The 17,016-nt window shown below is 73.1% G+C and carries 14 protein-coding genes; 6 read left to right on the top strand and 8 right to left on the bottom strand.

The window, feature by feature from the left end:
- Positions 1–4: 4 nt before the first annotated feature.
- Positions 5–1,168 (top strand): helix-turn-helix domain-containing protein, encoded by a 1,164-nt coding sequence (locus O7625_RS21385; RefSeq protein WP_282340953.1) that lies wholly within the window; start codon positions 5–7, stop codon positions 1,166–1,168.
- A 99-nt stretch (positions 1,169–1,267) separates the two neighbouring features.
- Here the strand turns inward: O7625_RS21385 and O7625_RS21380 are convergent, their stop codons facing one another.
- On the bottom strand, positions 1,268–1,933 hold the full coding sequence (locus O7625_RS21380) for a trypsin-like serine protease (RefSeq protein ID WP_282340951.1): 666 nt from the start codon (positions 1,931–1,933) through the stop codon (positions 1,268–1,270).
- A gap of 323 nt (positions 1,934–2,256) precedes the next feature.
- Positions 2,257–3,435 carry an aminotransferase class I/II-fold pyridoxal phosphate-dependent enzyme gene (locus tag O7625_RS21375; protein WP_282340949.1) on the bottom strand — a complete coding sequence of 393 codons (1,179 nt, stop codon included), beginning with the start codon at positions 3,433–3,435 and terminating at the stop codon, positions 2,257–2,259.
- 235 nt (positions 3,436–3,670) lie between these two features.
- Between O7625_RS21375 and O7625_RS21370 the strand changes: the two genes are divergently transcribed.
- Entirely contained in the window at positions 3,671–4,750 is a 1,080-nt protein-coding gene (locus tag O7625_RS21370) for a hypothetical protein (protein ID WP_282340947.1), read from the top strand.
- A 268-nt stretch (positions 4,751–5,018) separates the two neighbouring features.
- Here O7625_RS21370 and O7625_RS21365 read toward each other — a convergent pair whose 3' ends face one another.
- Positions 5,019–6,218, bottom strand: a complete 1,200-nt coding sequence (locus O7625_RS21365; protein ID WP_282340945.1) for an RtcB family protein — start codon at positions 6,216–6,218, stop codon at positions 5,019–5,021.
- A gap of 459 nt (positions 6,219–6,677) precedes the next feature.
- Here O7625_RS21365 and O7625_RS21360 point away from each other — a divergent pair, with 459 nt between their 5' ends.
- Entirely contained in the window at positions 6,678–7,457 is a 780-nt protein-coding gene (locus O7625_RS21360) for an alpha/beta hydrolase family protein (RefSeq protein ID WP_282347040.1), read from the top strand.
- A gap of 29 nt (positions 7,458–7,486) precedes the next feature.
- On the opposite strand, the gene O7625_RS21355 is transcribed toward O7625_RS21360, so the two are convergent.
- Together O7625_RS21355 and O7625_RS21350 are read right to left on the bottom strand one after the other, a co-directional pair.
- Positions 7,487–8,260: a M15 family metallopeptidase gene (locus tag O7625_RS21355; protein WP_282347039.1), complete on the bottom strand. Its 774-nt coding sequence runs from the start codon at positions 8,258–8,260 to the stop codon at positions 7,487–7,489.
- Positions 8,261–8,355: 95 nt separating this feature from the next.
- Positions 8,356–9,585 (bottom strand): serine hydrolase, encoded by a 1,230-nt coding sequence (locus O7625_RS21350; RefSeq protein WP_282340943.1) that lies wholly within the window; start codon positions 9,583–9,585, stop codon positions 8,356–8,358.
- A gap of 228 nt (positions 9,586–9,813) precedes the next feature.
- Here O7625_RS21350 and O7625_RS21345 point away from each other — a divergent pair, with 228 nt between their 5' ends.
- Positions 9,814–10,038 (top strand): hypothetical protein, encoded by a 225-nt coding sequence (locus O7625_RS21345; protein WP_282340940.1) that lies wholly within the window; start codon positions 9,814–9,816, stop codon positions 10,036–10,038.
- A gap of 99 nt (positions 10,039–10,137) precedes the next feature.
- Here the strand turns inward: O7625_RS21345 and O7625_RS21340 are convergent, their stop codons facing one another.
- Entirely contained in the window at positions 10,138–10,917 is a 780-nt protein-coding gene (locus tag O7625_RS21340) for a peptidylprolyl isomerase (protein ID WP_282340938.1), read from the bottom strand.
- A gap of 94 nt (positions 10,918–11,011) precedes the next feature.
- A complete protein-coding gene (locus O7625_RS21335; protein WP_282340937.1) occupies positions 11,012–12,271 on the bottom strand; it encodes a serine hydrolase in 1,260 nt (419 codons plus the stop codon).
- A 378-nt stretch (positions 12,272–12,649) separates the two neighbouring features.
- Here O7625_RS21335 and O7625_RS21330 point away from each other — a divergent pair, with 378 nt between their 5' ends.
- Positions 12,650–13,843, top strand: coding sequence for a hypothetical protein (locus tag O7625_RS21330; protein ID WP_282340935.1), 1,194 nt, complete (start codon positions 12,650–12,652; stop codon positions 13,841–13,843).
- Between the two features lie 56 nt (positions 13,844–13,899).
- On the opposite strand, the gene O7625_RS21325 is transcribed toward O7625_RS21330, so the two are convergent.
- Positions 13,900–14,619: a MerR family transcriptional regulator gene (locus O7625_RS21325; protein ID WP_282340933.1), complete on the bottom strand. Its 720-nt coding sequence runs from the start codon at positions 14,617–14,619 to the stop codon at positions 13,900–13,902.
- Between the two features lie 116 nt (positions 14,620–14,735).
- On the opposite strand from O7625_RS21325, the gene O7625_RS21320 reads away from it, so the two are divergent.
- A complete protein-coding gene (locus tag O7625_RS21320) occupies positions 14,736–17,012 on the top strand; it encodes an excinuclease ABC subunit UvrA (RefSeq protein WP_282340931.1) in 2,277 nt (758 codons plus the stop codon).
- The last annotated feature ends 4 nt before the right edge of the window (positions 17,013–17,016 follow it).

The raw sequence follows: 17,016 nt of genomic DNA, 5'->3' as shown, positions 1-17,016 counted from the left end.
CCGGATGGCCGAGTTACGGGCCCGCCGGGGCATGAGCCAGCAGGTCTTCGCCGACCGGATCGGCAAGTCCAAGAGCTGGGTCGACAAGGTCGAGCGCGGGGTGCGTACCCTCGATCGGCTCTCCGTCATCGACACCGTGGCCGGTGCGCTCGGCGTCGCACCGCAACTGTTGCTCGCCGGGCGGACCCCGCCGGCACCGGTCACCGACGTCGGAGCCGGCGTGGAACGGGTCCGGGCCGCGCTGGCCCGCCACGACACCCCGGCGTCCACCCCGGCCGGTCCCCTGCTGCGGCAGCTTGACGACCAGGCCGGGTACGCCTGGGCGGCGTACCGCAACGGCCAGCACCCCCAGGTGCTACGGATGCTGCCCGACCTGCTCGCCGACAGCCGTCACGCCGGCCACCCCGGCCCGGTGGACCCGCCCGTCCTCGACCTGCTGGTGCGGGTGCACCGGCTCACCGCCCAGACGCTGGTCAAGCTCGGCCACGCCCACCTGGCCTGGCTGGCCGCCGACCGGGCCATGATGACCGCCACCCGTGGCGACCCGATCCGGATCGGCCGGGCGGCGGTGACCCTCGCGCAGGTGCTCCGGGCGCTGCGGCGGGGCCGGCTGGCCAGGACCGCCGCCCTCACCGCCGTACGCCAGCTCGATCCGGCGGCGGCGCAGGGCGACCCGCCGGCGCTGGCCCTGACCGGGGCGCTGCTGATCGAGGCCGCCCTCGCCGCCGCCAGCTACGGCGATGCCGCCACCGCCCACGACCTGACCGAGCGTGCCGTCCCGCTCGCCACCGCCGACGAGCCACCCGACCCGGACGGCATCACGTTCGGCCCGACCAGCGTCGACCTCGCCCGCGCCCTGGCCGCCACCCACCTCGGCGACCACCATCGGGCCGTGGCCCTGCACCGCCGGGCCACCGAGCGGGACGGCTGGCGACAGCTCCCCGCCGAACACCGCGCCGCCCACCTCATCGACATCACCCGCAGCCACCTCGACCTGGGCGACCCCGACGCCGCCGGGCGGGCCCTGCTCACCGCCGACCGCACCGCCCCCGGTGAGACCCGCACCCGCCCGGCCGCCCGCGCCGCCCTGACCGCCGTGCTCCGCGCGGGCCCCACCCCAGCCGACGTCGCCCGCCTCGCCGCCACCGTCGGGCTGGCCCACCCCTGACCGGGGCGGGCCACGGAGCCGGGCGGGTGCCGGGCCACGACCGTTCGGGGTCGCGACCCCAGGTGGCCGGTCCGGGGGCCGGACCGGCCACCCCGACGCTCAGCTGGGCCCGACGCCGCTCACGGCCTCGATCCAACCGGCGATGAAGTGGGTCGTCAGGCCGTAGGCCAGGTTCGACTCGTTGTCCGCGATGTGGATACCGTAGATCTTGTCGAGCCAGTAGATTCCCGCCCCGGAATCACCGCTCGCCGTCACACCGCTTCCATAGCTTTCCAGGCGCATGGCGCTGTTGCCGGCCCCCACGATGTCGTGGTGAATGCCGTAGTCCGTCACCCGCATGCCGCAGATCTGCAGGGTGGAGGGCTGGGTGTAACTCCCGCGGGTGGTGCTCCCCCAACCGCTGATCGACGGGGTGGAGTTGATGGGGGGATATGCCGCCGAGTAGCCCACGGCGATGCGGGACCAGTTCGGGACGTCCTGCCAGAGGTTGAGGAGCATCGCGTCCTGGAAGGGCTCCTTGTAGATTCCGGCGATCGCCATCAGGTGGCCCCGGGCGAACCCGCGTTCGCCTGCGGCCACAAGGCTGTTGTTGACGTTGCCGCCCGTTCTGTCGAAACAGTGTTTGGCCGTGAGGACCCAGTTGCTGGCGATGAGCGTGCCGGTGCACTTGTAGGAGTCGTTGACGAAGATCTGCACCTGACCACGCAGGTACCCGGCGGAGTTTCCGCCGATGACGGCGCCGGCCGGCTGCGCGGTGCCGGCCACAGCGGCAAGGGGAGTCAGGGACAGGGTCACCGCGACGGCTACCCGCCGCAGTAACGATGGTGTACGCATACGTCTCTCCATTTCGGTACAGGTGTAGGGATTCCCGATGCCGTTTCGGCAACAGGTCGCCGGCTCGCGGAGATGCCGGCGACGAAGGGGACTTCTTGATCCTGTACTGCGCATGGGGATCGGCATATCCCGCCTGCTGGTCACCTCATGGTGGCGCAGGCCGTACGCCGGAACTCCAGAGTGGAGGATGACACCAGACGGCTCCGCATGGGATGGGGCAGCGGGTCTTCGACGCGTCCCGGGAGCCGCTGCGCTCAGCTGACGACGGTGGCCATCCGGCGTACCGCCTCGGTGAGCAGCTCCGGGGAGGTGGCCAGGTTCAGCCGGACGTGGCCGACGCCGCCGGTGCCGAAGGCCAGACCGGAGTTGAGCGCCACCCGGCCCCGGTCGAGGAAGGCGGCGGCGGGATCGTCGCCGAGGCCCAGCCCCCGACAGTCGAGCCAGGCGAGGTAGGTGGCCTGGCCGGGTCGGTACCGGACGGTCGGCAGGTGCTCGGCGAGGAGCGCGGCGAGCAGCCGACGGTTGTCGTCCAGACCCGTCAGCAGGGCGTCGAGCCAGTCACCTCCGTCCCGGAACGCGGCGGTGTGCGCGATCACCCCGAGGTGGCTGGTGCCGACGCTGACCTCGAAGGGAACCCGGGCGACGTCCCCGGCGGCGGCCGGGCCGGCGACGAGCAGCCCACCCCGCAGACCGGCCAGGTTCCACCCCTTGGAGGCGGACATCAGCGACAGGCCGTGCTCCGCGCCGGGCACCGAGAGGTACGGCACGAAACGCGCTCCCGCGCTGACCAGCGGCGCGTGGATCTCGTCGGCGACCACCCGCACCCCGTACCGCCCGGCCAGCGCGGCGACGGCGGTCAACTCGTCGGCGGTGTGCAGGACACCGGTCGGGTTGTGCGGGTTGCAGAGCAGGTACACCGCCGGTCGCCCGCCGGAGCGGGCCACCCGGAACGCCTCCTCCAGGGTGCCGAGGTCGATCCGCAGGTCGTCGCCGAGCGGTGCCTCCACGATCCGGCGGCCGGCGTACCCGACGAACCCGTAGAACGGCGGGTAGACCGGGCAGTTGACGACCACCGCGTCACCGTGCCCGGTGAGCAGCCGCAACGCCTCGACCACGCCGTGCATCACGTCGGGCACCAGCGCGGTCCGCTCCACGGCCAGTCCGTCCCAGCCCCACCGACGCCGGGCGAACTCCGCCAGCGCCTCCGGGTACGCCGTGCCGGCGGTGTAGCCGGTGTCCCCGAGCGCTACGGCGTCGGTGATCGCCCGCGCGACCGGCTCGGCGAGCGGCACGTCCATCTCCGCCACCCAGAGCGGCAGCACGTCGTCCGGGTACTCCCGCCACTTGACGCTCGTCCGTCGCCGGAGCTGGTCCAGCCGAAGCTGGCGCAGGGGATTCGCCTGGTCCCGGGAGCCCGGATGCTTACCACTCATGACATGAAGGATATTCCCCTGTCACGCCCGGGGGCGCCGAGCCACGACAACGACGACTGATCGGCAATTTTGGATCGCACTGATCGACATACGTCTGTCTGTTTCTCGACAGCGGCACTCCAACGATGTTCGACCCGGTCCAGAATGGCCGCATGACCAGCCGCAGAGGACCGAATATCGAAATCGACCGGGGAAATCCTCGGTATGTCATGCGGCCCGAGAAGAGGGATTTTCGATGAGAGCAGGAACAATCGTTGGTCGGCGCCGAAGGCACCCCATCCTGGCTCTGGCTCTGGCCCTGCCGCTGCTGACCGTCGGCCAGCCGGCGCAGGCGGCTCCGCACGCCGACGGTGACAGCATCCGTCAGGTGGGCACGACCGTCAGCGCCGAGGCGTGGGCGGCCGGCAGGCAGCGGTACGGCGCGCAGGTGACTGCCGACGCGGCGATCGAGGCGTACTGGACGCCCGAGCGGATGCGCAATGCCAGGCCCGTCGAGGAGTCTCCCTCGTACAAGGCCGCCGCACGGCGTTTCGCCCAGAGTGGAGGGACCTCGTCCGCCGCGCCGACCAACCGGTCCGCGCCGGTGGATGTGCCTCCGGTGGCGGGCCTGATGGGTACCCCGGGCATGTCCACGCAGGTCATCAACCCGAACCTCGGCTCCAACCACCCGACCGCCCGGTCCAACGGCAAGGTCTTCTTCACCATGGACGGCGGATCGTGGGTCTGCTCCGGCGCGGTCATCAACTCGGTTGGCTTCAACACCGTGTGGACGGCTGGCCACTGCATCCACGGCGGCCCCGGCAGCAGTCTCGCCACCAACTGGTCGTTCGTCCCGGCGTACGACGATGACCTGGCCGACCCTCGGCCGCACGGTACCTGGACGGCCCGCGAGCTGTGGACCTGGAGCAGTTGGATCGACAGCTCCAACTGGGAGGCCGACATGGCCGTGGCCATCATGAACACCCGGAACGGCGTCCACATCGTCAACCAGTTCGGGGGCCACGGCTTCCGTACGCAGCAGGGCTTCGCGGTCGGCATCAACAACTTCGGCTACCCGAGCGACGCGCCGTTCGACGGCGGCAACCTGTTGAGGTGCAGCGGCAACTCGACCCAGTCCGGGGCGCGGATCCGCATCAACTGCGACCTGACCGCAGGCGCCAGCGGCGGCCCGTGGTTGATCAACTGGGATGGGAACTGGGGCTACCTCAACGGGGTCAACAGCACGCTCAACTCGTACGCGGCCCCGACCTTGTGGTGGTCGCCCTATTTCGACGACACCGCGTCGGATCTGTACAACTTCACCGCCACTCACTGACCGGTGTCCGGCGACAGATATCTTGTTCCGGTATTACGCCCTTGACCTGAGCGGGCCTCCTCCAATGGCGAATGACCGAGCGACTTGTCGCCATTGGAGAAGGCCCGCGGCGTGTCGGGGCGTCACTATTCGTGAAAGCCTTCATCAAGCCCGGACCGGCACCGGGCCTGCTGTCCTCGTCACCCTGCACGACACCTCGACACGACCCCACCGCCGCGGTGACCAGCAACCACCCGACAACGCACATGACCCGGGGGCGTCGACCGGTCTAACCCTTCACACAGACCACCTGCTTGAGGTGGGCCACCACCTCGACCAGGTCGTCCTGCTGGGCCATCACCGCGGTGATGTCCTTGTACGCGCCGGGGATCTCGTCGACCACCCCGGCGTCCTTGCGGCACTCCACCCCGGCGGTCTGCCGGACCAGGTCGGCGGTGCTGTACGTGCGCTTCGCCTGCCCCCGCGACATCCGCCGACCGGCCCCGTGCGACGCCGAGCAGTACGCGTCCGGGTTCCCCCGACCCCGCACGATGTACGACCCGGTGCCCATCGACCCCGGGATGATCCCCAGGTCCCCCCGACCGGCCCGGATCGCCCCCTTGCGGGTCACCAGCACGTCCACCCCGTCGTAGCTCTCCTCCGCCACGTAGTTGTGGTGGCAGGAGATCGGCTCCCCGTAGCTGACCTGCGGGAAGGCGTCCCGCACCACGCCGCAGAGCATGGCCAGCATGACCGCCCGGTTGCGCCGGGCGTACTCCTGCGCCCACCACAGGTCCCGCCGGTAGGCGTCCATCTCCGGGGTGCCGGCGAGGAACACCGCCAGGTCCCGGTCGGGCAGGTCGGCGTTGTGCGGCAGGGTACGGGCCACCCCGATGTGCCGCTCGGCCAGCTCCTTGCCGATGTTGCGGGAACCGGAGTGCAGCATCAGCCAGACCTGCCCGGCGTCCGGGCCGTCCTGCTCGACGCAGACCTCGATGAAGTGGTTGCCCCCACCGAGGGTGCCCATCTGCTGCCGGGCCCGGGTCTCCAGCTGCGCCACCCGGCGGTCCAGGGCGGCGAACCGGCCCCAGAAGTCGTCCCAGCCGCGCTGCTCCAGGCCCCGGACCCGACGCGGGTCCACCGGGTCCGCCCGCTTGGCGAAGCCGACCGGCACCACCGCCTCGATCGCCGACCGCAGCGGCGCGAGGTTGTCCGGCAGGTCGGCAGCGGTGAGCGAGGTGCGGACCGCGCTCATCCCGCAGCCGATGTCCACCCCGACGGCGGCGGGCGAGACGGCCTGCCGCATCGCGATCACCGAGCCGACGGTGGCGCCCTTGCCGTAGTGCACGTCCGGCATCACGGCGACGCCCTGCACCCAGGGCAGCGCGCCGATGTTGCGCAACTGCTGCGCGGCCTGTGGCTCGATGCCGTACGGGTCGGTCCAGACCCGTACCGGGGCCTTCGTGCCCGGCAGCGGGGTGAATGCCATGGTCGTTCTCCTCGTTCGTGGGAGCAGGGGTGACCGGATTCGAACCGGCGACCGTCGGGTCGGGAATCCGGTGCGCCACCCGTTGAGCTACGCCCCTCGGCGGGTGTCGGGGTCGAAAAAGCCGCCCGGTCCCCTGGTGGGGTGGGCGGCTGCGCACGTCGCGCCGGCGCTATCCGCGCCGCCACCCCGATCGCCGCCGACAACCCCGGGCTCGTTCGCCGGCCGGCAACAGCACACCGCCGCGCGGCGTGGACCGCGTGGTCTCGGTGCTGAGGTACGGCGACACGGTGTGCTCCCCGGTTGGTCGGTGTGGCGTCGATGTCGAACCTAGGCGGACACCCGCACCGCCGCAACGGGATATCCGCTTTGGCCCGGGTGTCGGCGGGCCTGGCGACCGCCCCGGTGCCACCGGCGGCGACGTGACCCGCCGCCGCCCGTCAGGGGGTACGGTCCATGACCATGGCATTGCTGCGGTGCGACTTCGACTCCGAGGCGCTGGGCATGGGCACGTCGATGACGGTGATCCTGCCGCAGCCCGACCCGGCCCGGCCCACGGCGGCGACCGACGCGGACCCGCCGGTGCTCTACCTGCTGCACGGCCTCAGCGACGACGACACCGGCTGGACCCGCCAGACCTCGATCGAGCGCTACGTGTCGTCGCTGGGTCTGGCCGTGGTGATGCCCCAGGCGGGGCGCAGCTTCTACACCGACGAGACGCACGGCAACCGGTACTGGACCTTCCTCACCGAGGAGCTGCCCCGGGTCTGCCGGTCGTTCTTCCGGATCTCCGACCGCCGGGAGGACACCTTCGTGGCCGGGCTGTCGATGGGCGGCTACGGGGCGGTGAAGTGGGCGCTGCGGCAGCCGGAACGGTTCGCCGCCGCGGCCAGCCTGTCGGGGGCGCTCAACGTCGCCCACCGCCGGCACGCCCCGGACCGCCCGCTCGACCCGGACGTCTGGCACACCGTCTGGGGGGACGCCCCGACGGCCGGGGCCGACGACGACACGGTGGCGCTGGTGGGCCGGGCCGGGGCCGACACTCCCCCGCTCTACGTCGCCTGCGGCACCGAGGACTTCCTCTACGACGACAACGAGCGTTTCGTCGCCGCGGCCCGGGACCGGGGTGTGCCGGTGACAGTGGACTTCTCCCCCGGCGACCACGACTGGCCGTACTGGGACGCCCAGATCCAGCATGTGCTGGCCTGGCTGCCGCTGCGCACCCGGCCGCCTGTCAGCTGACCCGCCGGGTCGCACCGATGACGGGCGGGTCAGCGGGGCAGGGACGACCGCGCCACCGGGAAGTCGAAGTAGGTGTCCGGGTAGGGCTCGTCGGCGTACCGGTAGTGCCACCACTCCCGGTCGTAGTTGACGAAACCCTGCTGCGTCATCAGGCGTTCCAGCAGTTGCCGGTGGGTCCGGGCGGAGCCGGTGACCCGGGGGTCGGCGGTGTGCGCGAGCGGGTCGAAGCAGTCGAAGCCGGTGCCCATGTCGAGGCTGCCGTCGGCGAACCGCCGGTCGGCCGGGTCGGTGCAGGCCACCAACGGCTGGCCCGGGGCGTACGAGGCGCGGGCCGGGGCCGGACGGGGTTCCAGGGTCAGGTCGAGGGTGCTGCCCCGGCTGTGCGCGGTGGGCGCGCCGAGGTAGCCGTCGGCGAACAGCCGTGACTTGGCCACCCGGGGATAGAACTCCGCCTTCGTCTGCTGCGCGGCGGGGTCCTTCGCCCACCGGACGAACTCGTCGGCGGCGCGCTGCGGGCGGTAGCAGTCGTACACCCGCAGGCTGAGCCGTCGGGCGCGGGCGGCGTCCTGCACCCGGCGCAGCGCCTCGGCAGCGGTACGGGTGAGCAGGCACAACGGCTCGTCGTAGCCGTCCACCGGGCGGCCGACGAAGTTGTGCGGGCCGGCGTACCGGATGTCCACGACGATGCTCGGGTCGACCTCGGACAGCAGCACCACGTCGGCCGGCGCACGAGGCCCGGTCGGGGTGGGCAGGGCGGTCGGGGTGGGCGGCGTGGTCGGGGTGGGCAGGGCGGCGTCCGGCACCGGCTGCGGCGGCCGGTCGCAGCCCACCGCCACGGTCAGCACCGCGACGACCAGCAACCCGACCAGCACCCCCCGGGAGCGGTGCGCGCCGGCTCTCACCGTCGGCGGCGTCCGTCGTGGGGTCGGTGCCGCAGGGCGAACAGCAGCCCGGCGAGCCCGGCCACGACGGCCGCCAGGGAGACCGCGACCAGCGGACGTGACCAGGGGTGACCCGGCGGGTCGAGCCGGCCCGGACCACCGGCGGCGGCCAGCGGGGGCGGGGGGACGGCGGTCGCGGACGGGCCGGCGGTCAGCTCACCGGGGTTGACCAGGCGACCCACGGCCGCGCCCCGGGGCACCCCGAAGCCCCAGTCGAGCAGGGCCGCCCCCTGCTCCCAGCCCCGCTTGTCGACGACCTCCGCACCGAGCAGGGTGACCACCAGCCGTCGTCCGCCGCGTTCGGCGGCCCCGACGTAGGTGTGCCGGGCCAGGTCCGTGTAGCCGGTCTTCCCGCCCAGCGCCCCCGGGTAGCGGTAGAGCAGCTGGTTGTCGTTCTCGATCGGAAAGGCCTTCTCGCCCAGCGCCGGCTGGGCCGGGATCGTCACCTCCCGGGTGGTGTCGTAGCGGCGGAAGGTGGCGTCGGCGAAGCAGGCCCGGGCGATCAGCGCCAGGTCGTACGCGCTGGTGAACTGGCCCGGCCCATCCAGCCCGGAGGGGGTCACCGCGTGGGTCTGCAACGCGCCGAGGTGCCGGGCGTGCGCGTTCATCGCCCGCAGTCCGCCGGGCAGCCCGTCGGGGCCGCCGCCGAGTCGGGCCAGTGCGTTGGCCGCCTCGTTGCCGGACTTGAGCAGCAGGCCCAGCCAGAGCGTCTCGATCCGGTAGCGGCCGCCCTCGGCGAACCCCACGGCCGAGCTGCCGGGCTCGATGTCGAGGTCGCCGGCAGTGAGGGTGACCACCTGTCGGGGGTCGAGCGTCGGCAGCACGGTGGCGGCGAGCAGCAGCTTCTGCACGCTGGCCGGGGTGCCGTACTCGTGCGGGCCGCAGCCGCCGAGCACGTCGCCGCTGTCCAGGTCGGCGACCAGCCAGGAGGTGGCCTGCACGGCGGGCGGCACGCGCGTCCCGGTCGGCCGTACCTGCGCCCTGGTGGCCAGGGCGGGGCCGCCCACCGCGCGGGCGGCGGGATCCGCGCGCGGCGGCACCGGTCGGGGTGGCCGGGACGCCGCCGGCACGGGCGCGCACGGGCCGGTGGTCACCGCCCCGACGGCGGCGACGGCACCGGCGGGCACGCCGACCGGCGACAGCAGGAGGGCGGCGATGGCAGCCGCGGTACGTCCCCGAACTCTCACGCTGACGAACGTAGTGATGCCGGGTCCGGCGATCCGGTGATCCGGCGAACTCCACCCGGCGGAGCGTGCCGGGGCGGTAGCATGCCGCCTCCGGCGCGGTGAATCCGCCGGTCAGCGCGGGTCGAGGCGGGCAGGGGACGCGCCCGTCGGTCAGCCGGCCGGCGACGGGGAGGTGTCGACGACCGTCCATGGGGGTAGCGGAGGGTAGGACCGGTGAAGGAGGAGACCATGACCGACCCCCGTTACGCTCCGCTCGGCCTCGCGGTCGGCGGTGACCTGGTCGACGTCGACGACGTCGACACCCGTCCCGTGGTGGGCGCGGACGACGCCCGCGCCGACGCCGCCCGCGCCGGGGCGGAGGTGGACCTGTCCCACGCCGACCGGGACGGCGACGGCGTGCCGGTCGGTGCGGCCGACGCGGACGCCGACCGGACCCGCGCGGCGGGCGAGTAGGGCTGACCTCCGGGCGGGGGCGAGTGATCGCCCCCGCCCGTCAGGTGCGCCGGCCCGACGGGCCGGACCGCTCAGTGGCTCGGGGCCGGGCCGGACCGCTCAGTGGCCCCGGATGGCGCGGTGGATCTGCACCGGCAGGGCCGGAGCGCCGTCCACCGGGGCCGGGTCCTCCGGGGTGGGCGCGATGCCCCCGGCGGCGATCCGGTCCAGGGTGGCCAGCCCGGCGGCGTCGATGCTGCCGAACACGGTGTAGTTGGGTCGCAGCGCCGAATCCGACTGGACCAGGAAGAACTGGCTGCCGTTGGTGTCCGGCCCGGCGTTGGCCATGGCGAGCGTGCCCCGGGCGTAGAGCCGCCGGACCCCGGTGGGGTCGGTCGGCGCGGGCGGCAGGTCGGTGGGCAGCTCGTCGCGGTAGCGGTAGCCCGGCCCGCCCTCACCGGTGCCGGAGGGGTCGCCGCACTGGAGCACCTGCAGCGTCGGGTAGGCGGTCAGCCGGTGGCAGGGGGTCCAGTCGTAGAACCGGTGTCGCGCCAGGTGCAGGAAGCTCTGCACGGTGCACGGGGCCTGCTCCCGGTCCAGGGTCAGGCCGATCGGCCCCTGGCTGGTGCGCAGGGTGACCCGGACCGTGCCGTGGTCCGGCGTCCGGCGCGGGTCGGGCGGCAGCGGCACCGGCCGGGCCGGCGGCTCGTCGGGGGTGGACGTGTACGCGCACGGGCCCTTCGTGGTCCGGGCGATAACCGGCCCGTCGGCGGGTGCGGCGACGGCGGCCGTGCCACCGGCGACGACCAGCGTCGCCGAGGCCAGCGCCACCCCGGCGAGGCGGGCCAGCCGGCCGTGGGGGCGCGACCCGGCGGCGGACGGTCGGGGTTCACTCGACACTGTGGGTCCTCCTGGACTCGTGGTACCGGAGAGACGGGGACACCCGCGGAAGCGGGTGGTACCGGAACGACCGGAGTCTATGGACGGACGGCTGTCAGTCCCAGGCGACGCGCCGCCGGACCCGCCGCCGGCTCCGGCGGCGACGGCCGACCACGAGCAGGGCGACCAGCACCCCGACCAATCCCACGACGCCGCCGACCAGCACGCCACCGGGCGGGTGCGGTGCGCCCACCGGCGTGCGGGCGGGCTCCGGGGCGGCGGCCACCCGGGCGGGCGGCGATGCCGACGCGCTGGCGGCGGTCACCTCACCGGGGTCGACCAGCCGGCCCACCGAGGCGTCCCGGGGCAGGCCGAAGCCCCAGTCGAGCAGCCGCGCCCCCTGCTCCCAGCCGCGCACCGGGCGGGCCTCCGCGCCGAGCAGGGTCACCACCAACCGTCGACCACCGCGTTCGGCGGCCCCGACGTAGGTGTGCCGGGCCAGGTCCGTGAAGCCGGTCTTGCCGCCCAGCGCACCGGGGTACCGGTAGATCAACTGGTTCTCGTTCTGGATCTGGAAGCCGGGTTTGCGCAACGCCGGCTGGGCCGGGATCTGGGTCCGCTCGGTCAGCGCGTACCGGCGGAAGGTGGGGTCGGCGAAGCAGACCCGGGCGATCAGCGCCAGGTCGTACGCGCTGGTGAACTGGCCCGGCCCGTCCAGCCCGGACGGGGTCACCGCGTGGGTCTGCCCCGCGCCGAGGCGACGTGCCTCGGCGTTCATCTCGCGTACCCCGGCTGACGCGCTGCCCGCGCCGAGGCGGGCCAGCAGGTTCGCCGCGTCGTTGCCGGACTGGAGCAGCAGGCCGAGCCAGGCGGTCTCGACCGCGTAGCGACCACCGACGAGCAGGCCCACCGCCGAGCTGCCCGGCTCGATGTCCAGGTCCGCGCGGGTCACCGTGACCACCTGCTTCGGGTTCAGCCGGGGCAGCATGGTGGCGGCCAGCAACAGCTTCTGCACGCTGGCCGGGGTGCCATACTCGTGCGGGCCGCAACCGCCGAGGACCGCCCCGGTGTCCAGGTCGGCGACGAGCCAGGAGGCCGCGGTGACCGGGGGCGGCGTGGGCACGCCGGGCGGCACTGTCAGGCCCGGGGTGGCCAGTGCCTCGCCCCCCACCGCCTGCTGCGCGGGCACCGCCGGGGGCGGCACGGGCCGGGGCGGTCGGGTCACCTTCGGCGCGGGCAGCTTCGGGCACGGCACGACGGCGGCGCGGGCCGCACCCGCGTGGACCGGGGCGGCCGCACCCGCGTGGACCGGGGCGGGCGTGCCCGCGGTGAGGAGTACGGCCGCGACGGCGGCGGCCACGACCCGGGCTCTCATGGAGAGGCACCCTACCGATGCGGGACGCCCGTGCCCCGGGGGCCGCCCGACCGGCCACCGTCCGGCCCGTCCCGCCGAGAGAGCCGCCGAGGTGGCGCTGGATCACCAATCGATTACCCAGGGTGGGGAAAAATGCCGCCCAGGGCTGCCCCTGGAAGCGCTTCCACCGGCCCTGAACTGGCCTTTCTCTCCGTCACCACGCAGCGCGACGAGAGGCTCACGAAACTTCTTGAACGATCTCCGTGCGGTCGCCGTATCCATCGCCGCAAGGACGGATCGGGGCAGCCCCAGCGCCGCGGTCCTCGGGTGAACCCAGCCACCGTCGGGGCCCGGACGCGACACTCGTCGACGGCCCGCCGGAGATCAGAGGAGAGGTACATGGCCAGGCCAATGCGGAAGAATTCCGTCCTCAAGCTCGGCGGAGTCGGCGCCCTGGCGGTGCTGCTCCTGGGTGGCGGTCTGCAGCTCGCCTCCGCCGCCGAGAACACCGGCAGCAGCGCCGCGCAGACCGTGAACTGCCCCACGGTACGGGACAAGCTGCCGGCCGTTCCGGCGGCGGCCGCCGCCGGGGTGGAGCGGGAACTGGCCAACCTGGACGAGGAGATCGCCCGGCAGAACGAGCGGCTGGCCAAGCAGGCCGCCAACCCGCAGGGCGGCGCGAACTTCATCAACAACGCCATCCTCGGCCCGCTGAAGAGCAAGCGCGTCGCGGTGCTGGACCGTATCGAGATCAACTTCAACCGGGTCGGTGCCCAGCGGCCCAACCTCGACAGCCTCGCCACCTGCGGGCTGAACGCCCCGGGCGTCGCCAGCGCGTTGAACAGCTCCGTCAAGGCCGGCAACGCCGCGACGGGTGGCAACAACACCACGGCCGCCGCCCAGACGGTGAACTGCCCGACGCCGCAGATCCCCGCCGTGCCGGCCGCCGCCGCCGCGAACGTGCAGGCCGAACTGGCCAACCTCGACAAGCAGATCAACGAGGCCAACGCCCGCCTCGCCCAGCAGGCCGCCAACCCCCAGGGCGGCGCGAACTTCATCAACAACGCCATCCTCGGCCCACTGAAGGACAAGCGCCAGGCCGCCCTCGACCGCATCGAGATCGCCTTCAACCGGGTCGGCGCCCAGCGCCCCAACCTCGACAACTTCGCCGCCTGCGGCCTGAACGGCGCGGGCGCGGGCAACGCCGGAGCCGGGAACGCCGGTGCGGGCAACGCGGGCGCGGGGAACGCCGGAGCCGGGAACGCGGGCGCGGGCAACGCCGGTGCGGGCAACGCCGGTGCCGCCCGGACGGTGAACTGCCCGACGCCGCAGATCCCCGCCGTACCGGCCGCCGCCGCCGCGAACGTACAGGCCGAACTGGCCAACCTCGACAAGCAGATCAACGAGGCCAACACCCGCCTCGCCCAGCAGACCGCCAACCCCCAGGGCGGCGCGAACTTCATCAACAACGCCATCCTCGGCCCACTGAAGGACAAGCGCCAGGCCGCCCTCGACCGCATCGAGATCGCCTTCAACCGGGTCGGCGCCCAGCGCCCCAACCTCGACAACTTCGCCGCCTGCGGCCTGAACTGACCCCTCGCCCACGAGCGGCCCGGCGGACCATCCGCCGGGCCGTTCGGCGTTCCCGGTCAGCCCTCGTCGGCCGGCCCGGTCTCGGCCAGGTAGTCGTACAGTGCGGCGGAGGCCCGCAGCCGGCACAGGCTGCGGCGGTGCAGTTCCTGCTCCCGCCGGGCCAGCTCCGCCCGGACCCGGTCCGGTCGGCCCGTGCTACGCAGCTCGTCGAGGACCGCGGTGACGATGTCGAACGGATAGCCACCCCGGCGTAGCAGCGCGACCACCTGGGCCGCCCGCCACTCGGCCGGGTCGTACACCCGGTAACCGGTGCCCCGCTGCCGGTGCGGCCGGAGCAGCCCGCGCTGCTCCCAGAGGCGCAGCTGCGAGGTACGAACGCCGAGTTGGGCGGCCACCACACCGATCCGGGCGTCCCGGCGGGGCGCCGCCGCCACCGGACTGCCCAGCACCGTCTCGAAGGCCCCCAGCACCCGGGCGATCTCAGCCCGCTCGCGGTCCAGCTCGGCGTGCCCGGCGTCGAGCGCGGCGAGCGCCGCCGGCAACTCACCCCGGTGCACCGCGGCCAGCACCTCCCGGGTACGCGACCAGCCGTGCCCCTCGGCCATCCGGCGGGCCACCGAGAGGGCCCGTACGTGGTGTCCGGTGAGCATCCGGTAACCGCTCGCGGTGCGCCCGGCCGGCGGCAGCACCCCGTCGGCCAGGTAGTTACGCACCTGCTGGGTGGAGATCCCTGCGCTCGCCGCGACGTCGACCATCCGCCACCGTCGCTCCGCCACCCGTCCACCCTAGTGTTTGTTCCGTGGTTTGAGACTTTCCACCCGAGTCGCCCAGGGCGGGAGCGCTAATAGTCGACGAAAGTCCCTACAGGATCATGAATGAGAAAATTCAAGGTATGGAGCACTCAACCCAGCCCGCCGCCGACCGCCACGACGTGATCGAGGTCCGGGGCGCCCGGGAGAACAACCTGACCGGGGTGTCCGTCGACATCCCCAAGCGGCGGCTCACCGTCTTCACCGGCGTCTCCGGCTCGGGCAAGTCGTCCCTGGTGTTCGGTACCGTCGCCGCCGAGTCCCGCCGGCTGATCAACGAGACGTACAGCGCCTTCCTCCAGTCGTTCATGCCGACGCTGTCCCGTCCCGACGTCGACTCGCTGCGGAACCTGACCCCGGCGATCGTGGTCGACCAGGAGCGGATGGGGGCGAACTCCCGCTCCACCGTGGGCACCGCGACCGACGCGTACGCGATGCTCCGGATCCTGTTCAGCCGGCTCGGCGAACCGCACGTGGGCGGGGCCGGGGCGTTCAGTTTCAACCTCGCCGAGGGGATGTGCCCGACCTGCGAGGGGCTGGGCCGGGTCTCCGACCTGGACGTGTCGGTCATGGTGGACGTGGAGCGCTCGCTCAACGACGGGGCGATCCTGGTCCCGAACTTCGCCGTCGACTCCTGGTACTGGCAGATCATGGCCGGTTCCGGCCTGTTCGACCCGGACGTCAAGCTCCAGGACTTCACCGAGCAGCAGTGGGCGGACTTCCTGCACAAGCCGGCCACGAAGATCAAGGTGGGGAACAGCACCTGGACCTACGAGGGACTGGCGGTGAAGGTCCGCCGGCTCTACCTGACCAAGGAACGGGACTCCATGCAGGCGCAGCACCGTGCCTTCGTGGAGCGGGCGGTCACCCTGAAGACCTGTACCGCCTGCGGTGGTGCCCGGCTCAACGCGGCGGCGTTGTCGTCACGAATCGCCGGACGCACCATCGCCGAGTGCGCGGCCCTGCAGATCAGCGACCTGGCGCGGATGATCGGCGGGATCGACGCCCCGTCGGTCGCGCCCCTGGTGGCCGACCTGCGTAACTGCCTGGACTCGCTGGTGGAGATCGGCCTGGGCTACCTCAGCCTGGACCGGGAGTCGGGCACCCTCTCCGGCGGCGAGGCGCAGCGGGTCAAGATGGTCCGCCACCTCGGCTCCAGCCTCTCCGACGTGACCTACGTCTTCGACGAACCGACGGTGGGGCTGCACCCGCACGACATCGCCCGGATGAACGACCTGCTGCGGCAGCTGCGGGACAAGGGCAACACGGTGCTGGTCGTGGAGCACAAGCCGGAGACGATCGCGATCGCCGATCAGGTGGTCGACCTCGGCCCGGGTGCCGGATCCGCGGGCGGCCGGATCTGTTACACCGGCGATGTCGCCGGGCTGCGGCGCTCCGGCACGCTGACCGGCCGGCACCTCGACCACCGGGTGGCCCTGCGCCCGGCCGTCCGGCAGCCCACCGGCCACCTGGCGATCCGGGGTGCCGACCTGCACAACCTGCGCGACGTCGACGTCGACCTGCCGCTCGGGGTGCTCACCGTGGTCACCGGGGTGGCGGGGTCGGGCAAGAGTTCGCTGATCCACGGGTCGCTGCCCCGCCGGGACGGGGTCGTGGTGGTCGACCAGTCCCCCATCCGGGGCTCCCGGCGCAGCAACCCGGCCACCTGGACCGGACTGCTCGACCCGATCCGCACCGCGTTCGCCCGCGCCAACGGGGTGAAGGCGGCGCTGTTCAGCGCCAACTCCGAGGGGGCCTGCCCGACCTGCAAGGGGATCGGGCTGGTCTACACCGACCTGGCGACGATGGCCGCCGTCGCCACCGTCTGCGAGGCGTGCGAGGGGCGGCGCTACACCCGCGAGGTGCTGGGGTACACGCTGCGCGGCCGGAACATCAGCGAGGTGCTCGGCATGTCGATGACCGAGGCGCGGGACTTCTTCCCCTCCGGGCCGGCCCGGGTCGTGCTGGACCGCCTCGCCGAGGTCGGTCTCGGCTACCTGACCCTGGGGCAGCCGCTCACCACGCTCTCCGGTGGGGAACGCCAACGGCTCAAGCTGGCCGTGCACATGGCGGAGAAGGCCGGCACCTACGTGCTGGACGAGCCGACCAGCGGCCTGCACCTGGCCGACGTGGATCAGCTGCTCGCGCTGCTGGACCGCCTGGTCGACGCGGGCAACACGGTGGTCGTCATCGAGCACCACCAGGCGGTGATGGCGCACGCGGACTGGATCATCGACCTCGGCCCCGGGGCCGGTCACGACGGCGGGCGGATCGTCTTCACCGGCACCCCCGCCGACCTGGTCGCACGGGGCGACACGCTGACCGCCCGTCACCTGCGCGAGTACGTCGCCCGCCGGTAGCCGG

The organism is Micromonospora sp. WMMD714, from assembly GCF_029581315.1.
Taxonomy (GTDB): domain Bacteria; phylum Actinomycetota; class Actinomycetes; order Mycobacteriales; family Micromonosporaceae; genus Micromonospora; species Micromonospora rifamycinica.
This window is presented reverse-complemented; position numbering and strand designations above follow the sequence as displayed.